14 protein-coding genes are annotated in these 13643 nt (G+C 71.7%); 6 read left to right on the top strand and 8 right to left on the bottom strand.

Annotated elements, in window-relative coordinates; all coding sequences use genetic code 11:
• Positions 1 to 9: 9 nt before the first annotated feature.
• Positions 10 to 564 carry a DUF1003 domain-containing protein gene (locus ABZ565_RS26520; RefSeq protein WP_361031780.1) on the bottom strand — a complete coding sequence of 185 codons (555 nt, stop codon included), beginning with the start codon at positions 562 to 564 and terminating at the stop codon, positions 10 to 12.
• Positions 554 to 1828 carry a CBS domain-containing protein gene (locus tag ABZ565_RS26515; protein ID WP_361031777.1) on the bottom strand — a complete coding sequence of 425 codons (1275 nt, stop codon included), beginning with the start codon at positions 1826 to 1828 and terminating at the stop codon, positions 554 to 556. Before ABZ565_RS26515 ends, ABZ565_RS26520 begins: the two co-directional genes overlap by 11 nt.
• Positions 1829 to 2034: 206 nt before the next feature.
• Between ABZ565_RS26515 and ABZ565_RS26510 the strand changes: the two genes are divergently transcribed.
• Complete coding sequence (locus ABZ565_RS26510; protein WP_361031774.1) at positions 2035 to 2805, top strand: hypothetical protein; 771 nt, start codon at positions 2035 to 2037, stop codon at positions 2803 to 2805.
• Between the two features lie 24 nt (positions 2806 to 2829).
• Here the strand turns inward: ABZ565_RS26510 and ABZ565_RS26505 are convergent, their stop codons facing one another.
• Positions 2830 to 3345, bottom strand: a complete 516-nt coding sequence (locus ABZ565_RS26505; protein WP_361031771.1) for a hypothetical protein — start codon at positions 3343 to 3345, stop codon at positions 2830 to 2832.
• Positions 3346 to 3368: 23 nt separating this feature from the next.
• Entirely contained in the window at positions 3369 to 4490 is a 1122-nt protein-coding gene (locus ABZ565_RS26500; protein WP_361031767.1) for a magnesium and cobalt transport protein CorA, read from the bottom strand.
• 402 nt (positions 4491 to 4892) lie between these two features.
• On the opposite strand from ABZ565_RS26500, the gene ABZ565_RS26495 reads away from it, so the two are divergent.
• Positions 4893 to 5477: a suppressor of fused domain protein gene (locus ABZ565_RS26495; RefSeq protein WP_361031764.1), complete on the top strand. Its 585-nt coding sequence runs from the start codon at positions 4893 to 4895 to the stop codon at positions 5475 to 5477.
• Between the two features lie 5 nt (positions 5478 to 5482).
• On the opposite strand, the gene ABZ565_RS26490 is transcribed toward ABZ565_RS26495, so the two are convergent.
• Positions 5483 to 6730 carry an MFS transporter gene (locus tag ABZ565_RS26490; RefSeq protein WP_361031761.1) on the bottom strand — a complete coding sequence of 416 codons (1248 nt, stop codon included), beginning with the start codon at positions 6728 to 6730 and terminating at the stop codon, positions 5483 to 5485.
• A gap of 205 nt (positions 6731 to 6935) precedes the next feature.
• Between ABZ565_RS26490 and ABZ565_RS26485 the strand changes: the two genes are divergently transcribed.
• From ABZ565_RS26485 to ABZ565_RS26475, 3 genes are all read left to right on the top strand, one after another.
• The gene (locus tag ABZ565_RS26485; RefSeq protein WP_361031758.1) at positions 6936 to 7580 is read left to right on the top strand and encodes a DUF6758 family protein; all 645 of its coding nucleotides are present in this window, start codon (positions 6936 to 6938) and stop codon (positions 7578 to 7580) included.
• Positions 7581 to 7656: 76 nt separating this feature from the next.
• The gene (locus tag ABZ565_RS26480; RefSeq protein ID WP_361031755.1) at positions 7657 to 8523 is read left to right on the top strand and encodes a PHP domain-containing protein; all 867 of its coding nucleotides are present in this window, start codon (positions 7657 to 7659) and stop codon (positions 8521 to 8523) included.
• A gap of 142 nt (positions 8524 to 8665) precedes the next feature.
• Positions 8666 to 9271 carry a MarC family protein gene (locus ABZ565_RS26475; RefSeq protein ID WP_361031752.1) on the top strand — a complete coding sequence of 202 codons (606 nt, stop codon included), beginning with the start codon at positions 8666 to 8668 and terminating at the stop codon, positions 9269 to 9271.
• 91 nt (positions 9272 to 9362) lie between these two features.
• On the opposite strand, the gene ABZ565_RS26470 is transcribed toward ABZ565_RS26475, so the two are convergent.
• The gene (locus ABZ565_RS26470) at positions 9363 to 9515 is read right to left on the bottom strand and encodes a hypothetical protein (RefSeq protein WP_018105503.1); all 153 of its coding nucleotides are present in this window, start codon (positions 9513 to 9515) and stop codon (positions 9363 to 9365) included.
• A 209-nt stretch (positions 9516 to 9724) separates the two neighbouring features.
• Here ABZ565_RS26470 and ABZ565_RS26465 point away from each other — a divergent pair, with 209 nt between their 5' ends.
• On the top strand, positions 9725 to 10612 hold the full coding sequence (locus tag ABZ565_RS26465) for an NYN domain-containing protein (protein WP_361031749.1): 888 nt from the start codon (positions 9725 to 9727) through the stop codon (positions 10610 to 10612).
• A 22-nt stretch (positions 10613 to 10634) separates the two neighbouring features.
• Here ABZ565_RS26465 and ABZ565_RS26460 read toward each other — a convergent pair whose 3' ends face one another.
• Together ABZ565_RS26460 and ABZ565_RS26455 are read right to left on the bottom strand one after the other, a co-directional pair.
• The gene (locus ABZ565_RS26460; RefSeq protein ID WP_361031746.1) at positions 10635 to 11480 is read right to left on the bottom strand and encodes an alpha/beta hydrolase; all 846 of its coding nucleotides are present in this window, start codon (positions 11478 to 11480) and stop codon (positions 10635 to 10637) included.
• 156 nt (positions 11481 to 11636) lie between these two features.
• Complete coding sequence (locus tag ABZ565_RS26455; protein WP_361031850.1) at positions 11637 to 13535, bottom strand: DEAD/DEAH box helicase; 1899 nt, start codon at positions 13533 to 13535, stop codon at positions 11637 to 11639.
• Positions 13536 to 13643: the final 108 nt, after the last annotated feature.

Below are 13643 nucleotides of genomic sequence, written 5' to 3'. Positions count from 1 at the left end.
GTAGCCCCGTCAGCGGTCTTCGTCACTCTCGGCGGAGTGCAGTGCGCGCCGGTCGTCCAGGTGCTTCACCAGATCCTCCAGCTCGGAGCGGATCCAGTCCCGGGTGGCGACCTCGCCGAGGCCCATCCGCAGCGCCGCGATCTCCCTGGTCAGGTACTCGGTGTCGGCGATGGAGCGCTCGTTCTGCTTGCGGTCCTGCTCGTGGGTGACCCGGTCCCGGTCGTCCTGCCGGTTCTGCGCGAGCAGGATCAGCGGAGCCGCGTACGACGCCTGGAGCGAGAGCATCAGGGTCAGGAAGATGAACGGGTACTGGTCGAACCGCAGGTGCGCGGGCGCGAAGATGTTCCACGCCACCCACACGATGATGATCAGCGTCATCCAGACGATGAACCGGCCGGTGCCCAGGAAACGCGCGATGCGCTCCGAGAACCGGCCGAACGCCTCGGGGTCGTACTCCGGAAGCAGCCGCCGGCGCGGCGCCTTCGGCTGGTCGAGCCGGGTCCTCGGCGTACGGGTCAGCGCGGTCGAGCCGTTCGACGCGCGGGCACGGTCGTCACCGGTCACGGAGCACCCCCTCGCGGCCGTGGAAGTCCGTCTCCCGCCAGTCGTCCGGCAGCAGGTGGTCCAGCACGTCGTCCACGGTCACCGCGCCCAGCAGTGAACCGCTCTCGTCCACCACCGGCACCGACACCAGGTTGTACGCCGCCAGGTAGCTGGTCACCACCGACAGCGGGGTGTCCGGCGACAGCGGCACCAGGTCGCTGTCCAGGAGCGCGCTGACCAGGGTGAACGGCGGGTCGCGCAGCAGCCGCTGGAAGTGCACCGTGCCCAGGTACTTGCCCGTCGGCGTCTCGTCCGGCGACCGGCACACGTACACCTGCGCGGCGAGCGCCGGTGACAGGTCCGACTGGCGCACCCGGGCGAGCGCGTCGGCGACCGTGGCGTCCGGGCGCAGGATGACCGGCTCCGTCGTCATCAGGCCGCCCGCGGTGCGCTCCTCGTACGACATCAGCCGCCGCACGTCCGCCGCGTCGCCCGGCCGCATCAGCGTCAGCAGCCGCTCCTTGTCCTCCTCGGGCAGTTCGGAGAGCAGGTCGGCCGCGTCGTCCGGGTCCATCGCCTCCAGGACGTCCGCCGCGCGTTCCTCCTGGAGCTTGCCGATGATCTCCACCTGGTCGTCCTCGGGCAGCTCCTCCAGGACGTCGGCGAGCCGGTCGTCGTCCAGCGCCGCCGCGACCTCCGCCCGGCGCTTCGGCGTCAGGTGGTGCAGCGCGTTGGCGACGTCGGCGGGGCGCAGCTTCTCGAAGGTGGCCACCAGGGACTCGGCGCCCTGCCCGTGCTCCTCCAGCGAGAAACCCTTCACCGCCGACCACTCGACGGTCAGCGTCTCGCCCTTGCGGCGCAGCGCCCCGCCCCGGCCCTTGCGGACGAAGTACTTGTCGATCTCCCAGTCCCGGCGGGCGGGCAGCTGCTGGATGGCCACGTCCAGGATGGTGACCTCCTCGTCCGTCTCCACCAGGCGCACCCGGCGGTCGAGGAACTCGCCGAGCACCAGGCGTTCGGTGGGCCGCTGTTCGAAGCGCCGCATGTTGACCACGCCCGTGGTGATCACCTGCCCCGACTCCACCCCCGTCACCCGGGTCATCGGCAGGAAGATCCGCCGCCGGCTCACCACCTCGACCACCATGCCGAGCAGCCGGGGTGGACGGCCGCCGACGCGGAGCATCGCGACCAGGTCGCGGACGCGCCCCACCTGGTCGCCGTTGGGGTCGAAGACCGGCACACCGGACAGGTGCGAGACGAACACCCTGGGCGTCACCGGTGTCATCCCCGCACCTCCTCGCTCGCCTCCGAACGGCCCCCGGCCGCCCGCTTCCGACAGTTTCCGCACTGTTATGGCGTGATCAGGCTAGCCCGTACGGTCACGGACCGCCCCGGCTGGCCGTCCGTACGGCTCCGGGTCCGATGGCGTAGGCCACCCGGGTACGCTGCCGTCTGCCACCCCCCACCATGGATACGAGAGGCAGTGCGCCTGTGACCTCTTCCGCCCCGGCCGTACGGATCCGCCGCCGGAACGCATCCCTCGCCGTCGCGCTCTGCGCGGGGCTGACCGCGGCGCTGACCGCGTGCGGGGGCGAGGACCCGGACGAGGGGACCAACGGCGCCGGCAAGCTCTCCGCGCCGGAGATCGAGAAGAAGGCGCAGGCCGCGGCGGACTCCGCCGACGCGGTGCGGCTCGCCGGGACGCTGGTCAGCAAGGGCGGCACGTACAGGATCGACATGCGGCTCAAGGACAAGGGCGGCGCGGGCTCCGTCACCTCCAGGAACAGCACGTTCACGTTGCTGCGGATCGGTGACGAGCTCTACCTCAAGGCCGACGCCGGCTTCTGGAGCCACGACGAGGAGGGCAAGGCGGACACCGGCAAGGGCGGCACGGCGGCGGCCGACAAGCTGGAGGACAAGTACGTCAAGGTCCCCGAGGACGACCCCACGTACAAGCAGCTGAGCGGCTTCACCGACAAGAAGCTGCTGCTCGACGGGATGCTCACGCTGCACGGCAAGCTCACCAAGGGCGACCGCGACAAGGTCGCCGGGGTGCGCACCGTACGGATCATGGGCGGCGAGGGCGCGGGCGGCGCGCTCGACGTGGCGCTGGAGGGCAAACCGTATCCGCTGCGCTTCGCCCGGGGCGGCGGCGGAGGCGTGATCACGCTCGCCGACTGGGGCAAGGACTTCACGCTGAAGGCCCCCGCGAAGGACGAGACCGTCGACTACGGCAAGCAGCTCCCGAAGACGTCGTCCTAGGGTCCGAAGCGGGCGCCCGACGCGCTACTTCCGCAGTGAGCGCTTCAGCAGGCGCGGCAGGCCCGCCGGGACCGGCAGCCGGGTCGTCGCCGTCGTGGGCAGCGGCGCGGCCGCCCCGGAGGTCTCGGGCAGCTCGGTACGGGCGTCGAGGGGCGTGAGCCGGACGACCCGGCACTCGCGGGCCCAGCGTTCCACCATCCGCTCCGCGTCCGGCGCGTTCAGCCGCTTGCCCTTCAGCTCGGCGACGGCGGCCTCCCACTCCTCGGACTGCGGGGCGAGCACGGTGACCGAGGCGGACCAGGCGACGACGCGGCCGCCCTTGTCCTTGCTGCGGACGGTGACCTCGGCGGTGGCGCCCTCGGTGAGCCCGGCCGGGAGCGGCTGCTCGCCGGGGCCGTCGCCGACGAGGTGGGCGGCGCCCTCGTGCCATACGTGCCACAGCGCCCGCGCCGCGCCGGTGCAGCGCACCCAGACGAGGCCCGACTTCTTCGTGGCCTCCTCGACGAGGGCCGTCCCGAGCAGCGTGTCAGCAGCAGTCATGGGGCAGAGCTTAATGGGGAGGCTCAGAGCCAGCCGTTGCGCTTGAGCATGCGGTGGATGGAGAAGCAGACCACTCCGATGAAGCCCATCACCATCGGATAGCCGTACGTCCAGCCCAGCTCCGGCATGTGCTTGAAGTTCATGCCGTAGACCCCGCAGATCATCGTCGGCACGGCGACGATCGCCGCCCAGGACGTGATCTTGCGCATGTCCTCGTTCTGCGCGACGGTCGCCTGCGCCAGGTTGGCCTGGAGGATGGAGTTCAGCAGCTCGTCGAAGCCGATGACCTCTTCCTGGACCCGCACCAGGTGGTCGGCGACGTCCCGGAAGTACTTCTGGATGTCGGGGTCGATCAGCCGCATGGGCCGTTCGCTCAGCAGCTGCATCGGGCGCAGCAGCGGGGAGACGGCCCGCTTGAACTCCAGCACCTCGCGCTTGAGCTGGTAGATCCGCCCGGCGTCCGAGCCGCGCGCGCTTCCCTTGTCCGGCGTGGAGAAGACCTCGATCTCCACCTCGTCGATGTCGTCCTGCACCGCGCCCGCCACCGCGATGTAGCCGTCGACCACGTGGTCGGCGATGGAGTGCAGCACGGCGGAGGGGCCCTTGGCCAGCAGCTCGGGGTCGTCCTCCAGGCGGTGGCGCAGGGCGCGCAGCGAGCCGTGGCCGCCGTGCCGCACGGTGATGACGAAGTCCCGGCCGGTGAAGCACATGACCTCGCCGGTCTCCACGACCTCGCTGGTCGCGGTCAGTTCGGCGTGCTCGACGTAGTGGATGGTCTTGAAGACGGTGAACAGCGTGTCGTCGTAGCGCTCCAGCTTCGGGCGCTGGTGGGCGTGGACCGCGTCCTCCACGGCCAGCGGGTGCAGACCGAACTCCCGGGCGATGCCGGCGAATTCCTCCTCGGTCGGCTCGTGCAGCCCGATCCAGGCGAAGCCGCCCTGCTCCCGGACCCGGAGCATCGCCTCGCGGGCGGTGCGGCAGGTGCCGTCCGCCTCGGCGAGCCGGCGGCCGTCGCGGTAGACCGCGCAGTCGACCACCGCGCTGGAGGTGGACGGGTCGCGGGTGGCGTCGTAGCTGTTGTGCAGGGGTGCGCTCTTGCGCAGGGAGGGGCGCACGACGGCGCGCAGGTCGCGGATCATCGACATGGCTGGCTCCTTCACGGAGGGCCGTCGTCGGGGGCGTGGAACAGCCCGGAATGGGGACGTGGACTCACATCCGCAAAGCGGGCGGCACCGCGGCGGCACGATGACGGCGTTCGCTACAGACAGGCAAAAAGATGTGCTCTTCCGTCATGCGACATGCCAGGGCCCCGACCGGGTGTCAGATCACACGGAGGGGCGTCCGGCGGAAGAGCGGTTGGTACTGCACGATCGACTCGGATCCACCGCAGCCCCACCTCCTCCTGCCGGTCCCCCGTGGGGGATGACGTAGCGCCGGGACTTGAGAGCGACGCTCAGCGTGCTGTCCCGGCCGACACCCCAGGCTAGCAGCCAGTACAGGGCCAATCCCTTACTTTGCCCGTTCCATACGCGACCTATGCTCGCGGCATGGCAGAAATTCTCGCTCTGGTCGAGGCGCGTCTGCGGACGGCCCTCGGTGAACCGGACGCACGTGCGGCAGTGACGTTTCTCGGGACGGACCGGATCGAGGTGCTCCGGTTCATCGACGGCGACATCGTGCGGTACGCCACGCTCGGCATGTCCGCCCAGCCGATGTCCGACCCGACGGCCGTCCTGGCCGACCCGCTGAAGGGCCCGCGCGCCGAACTGGTCCTGTCGGTACGGGGCGGCCTGGCCGACACCGACCAGGTGCTCCGCAAGCTCGCGGTGCTCGCCGCCTCGCCCCAGGTGGAGGGCCTGGTCGTGGCACCGGGCGCCTCGCTGGACGTCGGCGAACCGCTGTGGCCGGGCGCGCCGTTCACCTCGGTGCTGGTCGCGGAGAGCGGGGGACTGGTCGAGGATCTGGAGCTGGACGAGCCCTTGGAGCCGGTCCGCTTTCTGCCGCTGCTGCCGATGACGTCCAACGAGGCCGCCTGGAAGCGGGTCCGGGGTGCGCAGGAACTCCAGGAGAAATGGCTGTCGCAGGGGACCGACCTGCGCGATCCCCTGCGACACTCCGTGCTGCTGGACTGACGGCCTCAGTTGGCGAAGACGGTGACGCCGTCCTCCGTCGCGTGCTTCGGCTCCAGCTCCTCCGCCTCGTGGTTCAGCGCGGAGCGCCGTACCCAGACCACGATCGCACCGATCACCGAGGCGACGGCGGCGACCACGAACGGGATGTGGATGTTGCTCCACTCCTCGATCTTCGGGGCCAGGTAGGGCGCCGCGGCGGCGGCGAACCAGCGGACGAAGTTGTAGCCCGCGCTGGCCACCGGGCGCGGCGCGTCCGAGACGCCGAGCGCCAGCTCGGTGTACACGGTGTTGTTCATGCCGATCAGGGCGCCGGACACGATGGTGCAGACGATGGCCGTGGTGTGACTGCCGTAGCCGAGGACCACCAGATCGGCGGCGAGCAGCACCAGCGAGGCGCCGAGCACCTTGAGCGAGCCGAACCGCTGCTGGAGCCGGGGCGCGACGAGCACCGAGAACACCGCGAGCAGCAGGCCCCAGGCGAAGAAGACGGCACCGGACTTGTACGGCGTCATGTTCAGCACGAACGGGGTGAACGCCAGGATCGTGAAGAACGCGTAGTTGTAGAAGAACGCGGACGCCGCGACCGAGGCGAGCCCGCCGTGGCCGAGCGCCTTGACCGGGTCGAGCAGTGACGTCTTACGGGCCGGCTTGGGCTGCTCCTTCAGGAACGCCGTGATGCAGACGAAGCCGATCGCCATCAGCGCGGCCGTCCCGAAGAAGGGGTAGCGCCAGCTGGCGTCACCGAGCAGGGCGCCCAGCAACGGCCCGCACGCCATGCCGAGGCCGAGCGCCGACTCGTACAGCAGGATCGCCGCCGAGCTGCCGCCGGCCGCGGCACCGACGATCACCGCGAGCGCGGTCGAGACGAACAGCGCGTTGCCCAGGCCCCAGCCGGCCCGGAAGCCGACCAGCTCCCCGACGGACGAGGAGGTGCCGGAGAGCGCGGCGAAGACCACCACGAGTGCCAGCCCGGCCAGCAGGGTCTTGCGGCCGCCGATGCGGCTGGAGACGAAGCCGGTCACGAGCATCGCGACGGCGGTGATCAGGAAGTACGAGGTGAAGAGCAGGGACACCTGGCTCGGCGTCGCCTCCAGGCCCTTGGCGATGGACGGCAGGATCGGGTCCACCAGGCCGATGCCCATGAACGCGACGACGGAAGCGCCCGCCGTGGCCCAGACGGCCTTCGGCTGGCGCAGGATGCTGACCGGCTCCTGGTTGAACGGATCCTCTCCGGTTACTGCCTCTGACGGCATGGGCCTCTTCCTCTCACTGGCTCCACTGAATCGATGTGTTATGCACAGAATAAGTTAGAGAAGCTAATGAATGCAAGTTACATCTAAATTCTCCCGGTGGCGGCCCGGTGACCGCACGGTGCGCGGGGTAGAGGGGTCTGGGTGCGCGGCACGCAAGGGTGATCGTCCTTGACGCGGCGACGGCCGGAGAGGACCGTGGGAAGGTATGAGGGGCGAACCAAGTTGCCCGAAGTGCGGAGGCCGGGTCAGGGCGCCCGGACTCTTCGCCGACTCCTGGCAGTGCGATGTCCACGGCAGCGTGCACCCGCTCCAGCCGGTCGTCCCGCCCAGCGTCGAGGCGCTCGGCGTCGTGGTGCACCGGGCGCGGGTCCCCGTGTGGATGCCCTGGCCGCTCCCGGTCGGCTGGCTGTTCACGGGCGTCGCCTGCGCCGGTGACGACCGCACCGGCGGACGCGCCACCGCCGTCGCCTGCTCCGGCCCCGGACCGCTCGGCGGCATGGGCGAGCTGCTGCTCGTGGCCGAGGAACTGGGCGTCGGGCTCGGCGCGCGGTACGCGGGCATCGACGGACCGGACCCCGGGCCCCTGCTGCGCGTGGACGGCCCCCCGGACTCCAAGGTGCTCGCCGCCGGACGCCCCACCCCCCTCTGGCACGTCCCGCACGCCCCCGCCGACCGCGCGGTCTTCGCGGGCGAGGCGCGCGGACTGTGGCTCTGGGCCATCGTGTGGCCCGAGCAGTCCGGGCTGCTCATGTACGACGAGCTGGTGCTCACCGACCTGCGCGACGCCGGGGCAGAGGTCGACCTGGTGCCCTGCGGCGCCCTCACCCCCCGCCTGCTGACGGGCCCCTGACGCGGGCGGACCGAGCTCCCGCGCCGGTTATCCTGGGGTGTCCCCCCGACCGGCCGCGAGCACTGGAGTACGAGTCGTGCGCATCGATCTGCACACCCACTCCACCGCGTCGGACGGCACGGACACCCCCGCCCAGCTGGTGCGCAACGCCGCCGCCGCGGGCCTCGACGTCGTCGCCCTCACCGACCACGACACCGTGCGCGGGCACGCCGAGGCCGCCGCCGCCCTCCCCGAGGGGCTCACCCTCGTCACGGGTGCCGAACTGTCCTGCCGCATCGACGGTGTGGGTCTGCACATGCTGGCGTACCTCTTCGATCCCGACGAGCCCGAGTTCGCCCGCGAGCGCGAGCTGGTGCGCGACGACCGGGTGCCGCGTGCCCGGGCCATGGTCGGCAAGCTCCAGGAGCTGGGCGTCCCCGTCACCTGGGAGCAGGTCGCCCGCATCGCCGGTGACGGCTCCGTCGGCCGGCCGCACGTCGCCACCGCCCTGGTCGAGCTGGGCGTGGTCCCGACCGTGTCCGACGCCTTCACGCCGGACTGGCTCGGCGACGGAGGGCGCGCGTACGCGGACAAGCACGAGCTGGACCCCTTCGACGCGATCCGGCTCGTCAAGGCAGCGGGCGGCGTCACCGTCTTCGCCCACCCGGCCGCCGTCAAGCGCGGTCGTACGGTGCCCGAGGCGCGGATCGCCGAGCTGGCCGCCGCCGGCCTCGACGGCATCGAGGTCGACCACATGGACCACGACGAGCCGACCCGGGCCCGCCTGCGTGCGCTCGCCCGCGAGCTCGGGCTGCTGACGACCGGCTCCAGCGACTACCACGGCAGCCGCAAGACCGTGGAGCTCGGCACGTACACCACCGACCCCGAGATCTACGGCGAGATCACCCGGCGCGCCACGGGAGCCTTCCCGGTGCCGGGCGCGGGCGGATCCGCCACCGCGTAACAACGCCCGGGCCCCGCCCGCGTACGCCGCTCATCCCTTCACCGCGCCCCGCCCGCCGTCCGGCATGCCCGGCGGCCGCGAGGTGCGCCCCTTTCCCGCGGTCACCCGCCGCACACCCGCTCACTCCTCGCAAGGCTCACCCGTGTTCGACGTCGCTGTCTTCGGATCCCTTTTTCTCACCCTTTTTGTGATTATGGATCCGCCCGGAATCACCCCGATCTTCCTCGCCCTCACCGCCGGCCGCCCCGCCAAGGTGCAGCGCCGGATGGCGCTCCAGGCCGTCGCCGTGGCCTTCGGCGTCATCGCCGTGTTCGGCGTACTCGGCCAGCAGATCCTGGACTACCTGCACGTCTCCGTGCCGGCGCTGATGATCGCCGGCGGTCTGCTCCTGCTGCTCATCGCGCTCGACCTGCTCACCGGCAAGACCGACGAGCCGACGCAGACCAAGGACGTCAACGTCGCCCTCGTACCGCTCGGCATGCCGCTGCTCGCCGGTCCCGGCGCGATCGTCTCGGTGATCCTCGCCGTGCAGCACGCCGACAGCGTGGCGAGTCAGGTCTCCGTCTGGACGGCGATCCTCGCCATGCACGTCGTGCTCTGGCTGACCATGCGCTACTCGCTGCTGATCATCCGCGTCATCAAGGACGGCGGCGTCGTGCTCGTCACCAGGCTGGCCGGCATGATGCTGTCCGCCATCGCCGTGCAGCAGATCATCAACGGCGTCACCCAGGTCATCCAGGGCACCTGACCCGTATCCGGACGCAACAGCGCCCCCGCACGATCGTTCCGTGCGGGGGCGCTTCGTCTTCGTTACGACGGCAACTCACATCGGCAAGGTGTTACGAAGCCGGACTTTCGGCCGGTCGGATATAGATGCGCTGGCCCGTAGCGGCGGCCTGCTGCACGATCCGCTTGACGGAGGCGGCGTCCACGACGGTGCTGTCCACGGCGGTACCGTCGACGTCGTCGAGTCGCATGATCTCGAAGCGCATAGGGCTTCCCTTCGTCTGATCCTCCTGCTGGAGAACTACTGGGAGGACGGTGTCCCGTCCGCAAGGATGAGGAGCGCCAGGCATGTCTGTCGAGCGCCCCACACCGGGTACAACGGCTTGCCCCCTGCAATCATTCCCTACGCTAAGGAAATTTTTCGGATGTCTAAATACCCGTTGGTAATCGGGCGTACGGGCGCGACGGGACGCGCATGAACGACGCGGAGATCGGCGAGCGGCTGGACCGCACCAACGCACTGCTCGAACGCGTGCTCGCCGAGGTCTCGAAGACCCCGTCGACCCACGCGATCTTCGTGGACGCGGGCTACGTCTACGCCGCCGCCGGGCTGCTCGTCACCGGCACCGAGGACCGGCGCTCCTTCGACCTCGATGCCGAAGGGCTGATCGAGGCGTTCATCGACAAGGCCCGCACCATCTTCGCGGACAGCCGGCTGCTGCGCGTGTACTGGTACGACGGGGCCAGGCGCCGCATCCACACCACCGAGCAGCAGACCATCGCCGAACTCCCCGACGTCAAGGTCAGACTCGGCAACCTCAACGCCAACAACCAGCAGAAGGGCGTCGACTCCCTCATCCGCACCGACCTGGAGTCGCTCGCCCGCCACCGGGCCATCAGCGACGCCGCGCTCGTCGGCGGCGACGAGGACCTGGTCTCGGCCGTCGAGGCCGCGCAGGGCTACGGCGCCCGCGTCCACCTCTGGGGCATCGAGGCGGGCGAGGGGCGCAACCAGGCGGAGCCGCTGCTCTGGGAGGTGGACAGCCAGCGCACCTTCGACCTGGACTTCTGCCGCCCCTACGTGACCAGACGCCCCGTCACCACGTACGAGGAGGACGCCCCCGCACCCTCCCGCGACGACGTCCACTTCGTCGGCGCGCAGATCGCGGCGGCCTGGCTCGCCGCGCGCGGCCGTGAATCGCTGGCCGACCTGCTGCCCGGCCACCCCTTCCTGCCGGGCTCGGTCGACCAGGACCTGCTGCACGAGGCCGAACGCCTCCTCCAGCGCTCCCTGCGCGGCCACCCCCCGCTGCGCCGGGCGCTGCGCGACGGCTTCTGGCAGCACCTCCAGTCCCAGTACTGAGACCCGCCGGCAGGGGGACGCGCTACAGGCCGTCCCAGAAGGAGGCGAGCGCCGCGGCGGTCGCCTCCGGCCGGCCCGTGTTGGGGGAGTGCTCCGCGCCCTCGATCCGGGTCCGGCGCGCCCCCAGGCGTACCGCCATCTCGTCCAGCACCGGCACCGGCCAGACGTCGTCCACCTCGCCGGAGACGACATGGACCGGCAGCCCGGTCGCGGCGAGCTCGGCCACCCGGTCGGGCTCGGTGGCCAGCTGGCGGCCCGTCGCGATCAGCTGGGCCGGACGGTGGAGCAGCCAGCGCCGTCGCAGGTCCTCGCCGCCCGTCTCCGCCTCGGCCGGCGGGTCGAAGGCGCGCATCGCGGCCCAGACGTCGCTCATGGCCATGGTGGCCAGCGCGTCACCGAGGATCTTCAGCTTGACCTGCTGAGCCTCGACCACCTCGGCGGGCCCCGAGGACATCAGCGTCAGCGAGCGGAACGGCGCCGCGTCCAGCAGGACCGCGGCCCGGCAGAGCTGCCCCCCGAGGGAGTGCCCCACCAGGTGCACAGGGTCTTCGCCGCCGTCCAGCGCGGCCGTCTGCGCGAGCACATCACGGGCCAGCTCCTCCTGCGCGTACTCCTGGAGGTCGTCCGTCCCCGGGCTCTCGAACTGCCCGCGCCCGTCGACGGCGACGGCACGGTAGCCGGCCTCCGCGAGCGGTTCGAGCAGCGCGATGAAGTCCTCCTTGCTGCCGGTGTACCCGGGCACCAGCAGGGCGGTGCCGCGCGGGGGCCCGGCGGGAGCCGCGTCCAGCACGGCGAAGTCCCCGCGCGCGGTGGGCAGCGCGCGGGCACGGGCGCAGGAGGGCGGGGTGAAGGTGGGTGGCCTGCTCATGGAACGAGGTTAGAACGTCCCGCGCGTCCGCGAACGGCGGGCGGCCCGCCTCCGCAACGACGGGCGGCCCCGGGGAGAGGTTCCCCGCCTCCGCAACGACGGGCGGCCCCGGGGAGAGGTTCCCCGGGGCCGCCCGTCGGATGCTGCGTGGTCCGCTCAGCCCTCGGCCTTCGCGGTGGCGCGCGGTGCCCGGCGCCGACGCGGCTTGGCCTCGCCCTCGGCGGTCGCGGTCTCCGCCGCGGCCTCCGTCTTCGGCTTGGCGGCCGTACGCGTACGACGACGGACCGGCTCCGGCTCGGAGATCGGCGCGATCTGGAAGTCGACCTCGTCCTCGACCGGCTTGATCACCCGGCGGCGGCGCGGCCGGGTGACGGCGGGCGCTTCCGGCTCGGCCACCGGCGCGCTCTGCACCGATGCCTCCTCGGTCACCGGCTTGGCGACGCGGGCCCGGCGGCGGCGCGGCGTGGCCTCGCCCTCGACGGACGCGGTCTCCGCGACGACCTCGGCGGCGACGGCCTCCGTCTTCGGCTTGGCGGCCCGGGTGCGCTTCTTCGGCGCGGCCTCGGCCTCCGGCTCGGTCACCACGGCCGCGGGGGCCTCGGCCACGGCGACCGCGGCCGTGGCGGCGGCGGCCTCCGCCGCGATGGCCTCCGCCGCACCGGCACGGGTGCGCCGGCGGCGGCGCGGGGTGCGCGGGGCGTCGGACAGCGCCTCGGCCTCGGCCTCGGCGGCCGGTGCGGGCACGGTGGCGGCGTCCTCGGCGACCGACGCGCCACTACGGGTGCGACGGCGCTGCCGCGGGGTGCGCGGGGCACGCTCCTCACGGGCGGCCGGTGCGGCGGCGGACTTGCGGCCGCGGCCGCCCGTCTCGCCCAGGTCCTCGATCTCCTCGGCCCCGAGACCTGCGCGGGTGCGCTCGGCGCGGGGCAGGACACCCTTGGTGCCCGCCGGGATGGCGAGGTCCTCGTACAGGTGCGGGGAGGTCGAGTACGTCTCGACCGGGTCCGGGAACTTCAGGTCCAGGGCCTTGTTGATCAGCTGCCAGCGCGGGATGTCGTCCCAGTCGACCAGCGTGATCGCGATGCCCTTGGCGCCCGCGCGGCCGGTCCGGCCGATGCGGTGCAGGTAGGTCTTCTCGTCCTCGGGGGACTGGTAGTTGATGACGTGCGTCACGCCCTCGACGTCGATACCGCGGGCGGCGACGTCGGTGCAGACCAGCACGTCGACCTTGCCGTTGCGGAAGGCGCGCAGCGCCTGCTCGCGGGCGCCCTGGCCGAGGTCGCCGTGGACCGCGCCGGACGCGAAGCCGCGCCGCTCCAGCTGCTCGGCGATGTCCGCCGCGGTGCGCTTGGTGCGGCAGAAGATCATCGCGAGCCCGCGGCCCTCGGCCTGGAGGATGCGCGAGACCATCTCGGGCTTGTCCATCGAGTGGGCGCGGTAGACGTACTGCGCCGTGTTCTTGACGGTCGTGCCCTCGTCGTCGGGCGAGGTGGCGTTGATGTGCGTCGGCTGCGACATGTAGCGGCGGGCCAGCGAGATGACCGCGCCCGGCATGGTGGCCGAGAACAGCATGGTCTGGCGCTTCGCCGGCAGCATGGTGATGATGCGCTCGACGTCGGGCAGGAAGCCCAGGTCCAGCATCTCGTCGGCCTCGTCGAGGACGAGCGCGCGGACCTTGGACAGGTCCAGCTTGCGCTGGCCCGCGAGGTCGAGCAGCCGGCCGGGGGTGCCGACGATCACGTCGACGCCCTTCTTCAGGGCCTCGACCTGGGGCTCGTAGGCCCGGCCGCCGTAGATCGCGAGGACCCGCACGTTGCGCACCTTGCCGGCGGTGAGCAGGTCGTTGGTGACCTGCTGGCACAGCTCGCGGGTGGGCACGACGATGAGGGCCTGCGGGGAGTCGGTCAGCTCCTCCGGCTTCGCGCGGCCCGCCTCGACGTCGGCGAGGACGGTGACGCGCTCCAGCAGCGGGAGGCCGAAGCCGAGCGTCTTGCCGGTGCCGGTCTTGGCCTGGCCGATGACGTCGGAGCCGGAGAGGGCGACCGGGAGCGTCAGCTCCTGGATGGGAAAGGGGGACGTGATGCCGACGGCCTCAAGGGCCTCGGCGGTCTCGGAAAGAATCCCGAGGTCTCGGAACGTAGTCAGGGTGCTGCCTCTTCTGTG

It is taken from the genome of Streptomyces sp. NPDC016469 (assembly GCF_040632905.1).
Lineage (GTDB): Bacteria > Actinomycetota > Actinomycetes > Streptomycetales > Streptomycetaceae > Streptomyces.
Note: the sequence above shows the minus strand (reverse complement) of the source record. Positions and strands in the feature narration are given on the sequence as shown.

What these genes read in the sequence shown, in the direction of transcription:
- ABZ565_RS26515 (WP_361031777.1), bottom strand. Translation starts at nt 1,828, where the DNA reads ATGACACCGGTGACGCCCAGGGTGTTCGTCTCGCACCTGTCCGGTGTG.
- ABZ565_RS26505 (WP_361031771.1), bottom strand. Translation starts at nt 3,345, where the DNA reads ATGACTGCTGCTGACACGCTGCTCGGGACGGCCCTCGTCGAGGAGGCC.
- ABZ565_RS26500 (WP_361031767.1), bottom strand. Translation starts at nt 4,490, where the DNA reads ATGTCGATGATCCGCGACCTGCGCGCCGTCGTGCGCCCCTCCCTGCGC.
- ABZ565_RS26495 (WP_361031764.1), top strand. Translation starts at nt 4,893, where the DNA reads ATGGCAGAAATTCTCGCTCTGGTCGAGGCGCGTCTGCGGACGGCCCTC.
- ABZ565_RS26490 (WP_361031761.1), bottom strand. Translation starts at nt 6,730, where the DNA reads ATGCCGTCAGAGGCAGTAACCGGAGAGGATCCGTTCAACCAGGAGCCG.
- ABZ565_RS26485 (WP_361031758.1), top strand. Translation starts at nt 6,936, where the DNA reads ATGAGGGGCGAACCAAGTTGCCCGAAGTGCGGAGGCCGGGTCAGGGCG.
- ABZ565_RS26470 (WP_018105503.1), bottom strand. Translation starts at nt 9,515, where the DNA reads ATGCGCTTCGAGATCATGCGACTCGACGACGTCGACGGTACCGCCGTG.
- ABZ565_RS26465 (WP_361031749.1), top strand. Translation starts at nt 9,725, where the DNA reads ATGAACGACGCGGAGATCGGCGAGCGGCTGGACCGCACCAACGCACTG.
- ABZ565_RS26460 (WP_361031746.1), bottom strand. Translation starts at nt 11,480, where the DNA reads ATGAGCAGGCCACCCACCTTCACCCCGCCCTCCTGCGCCCGTGCCCGC.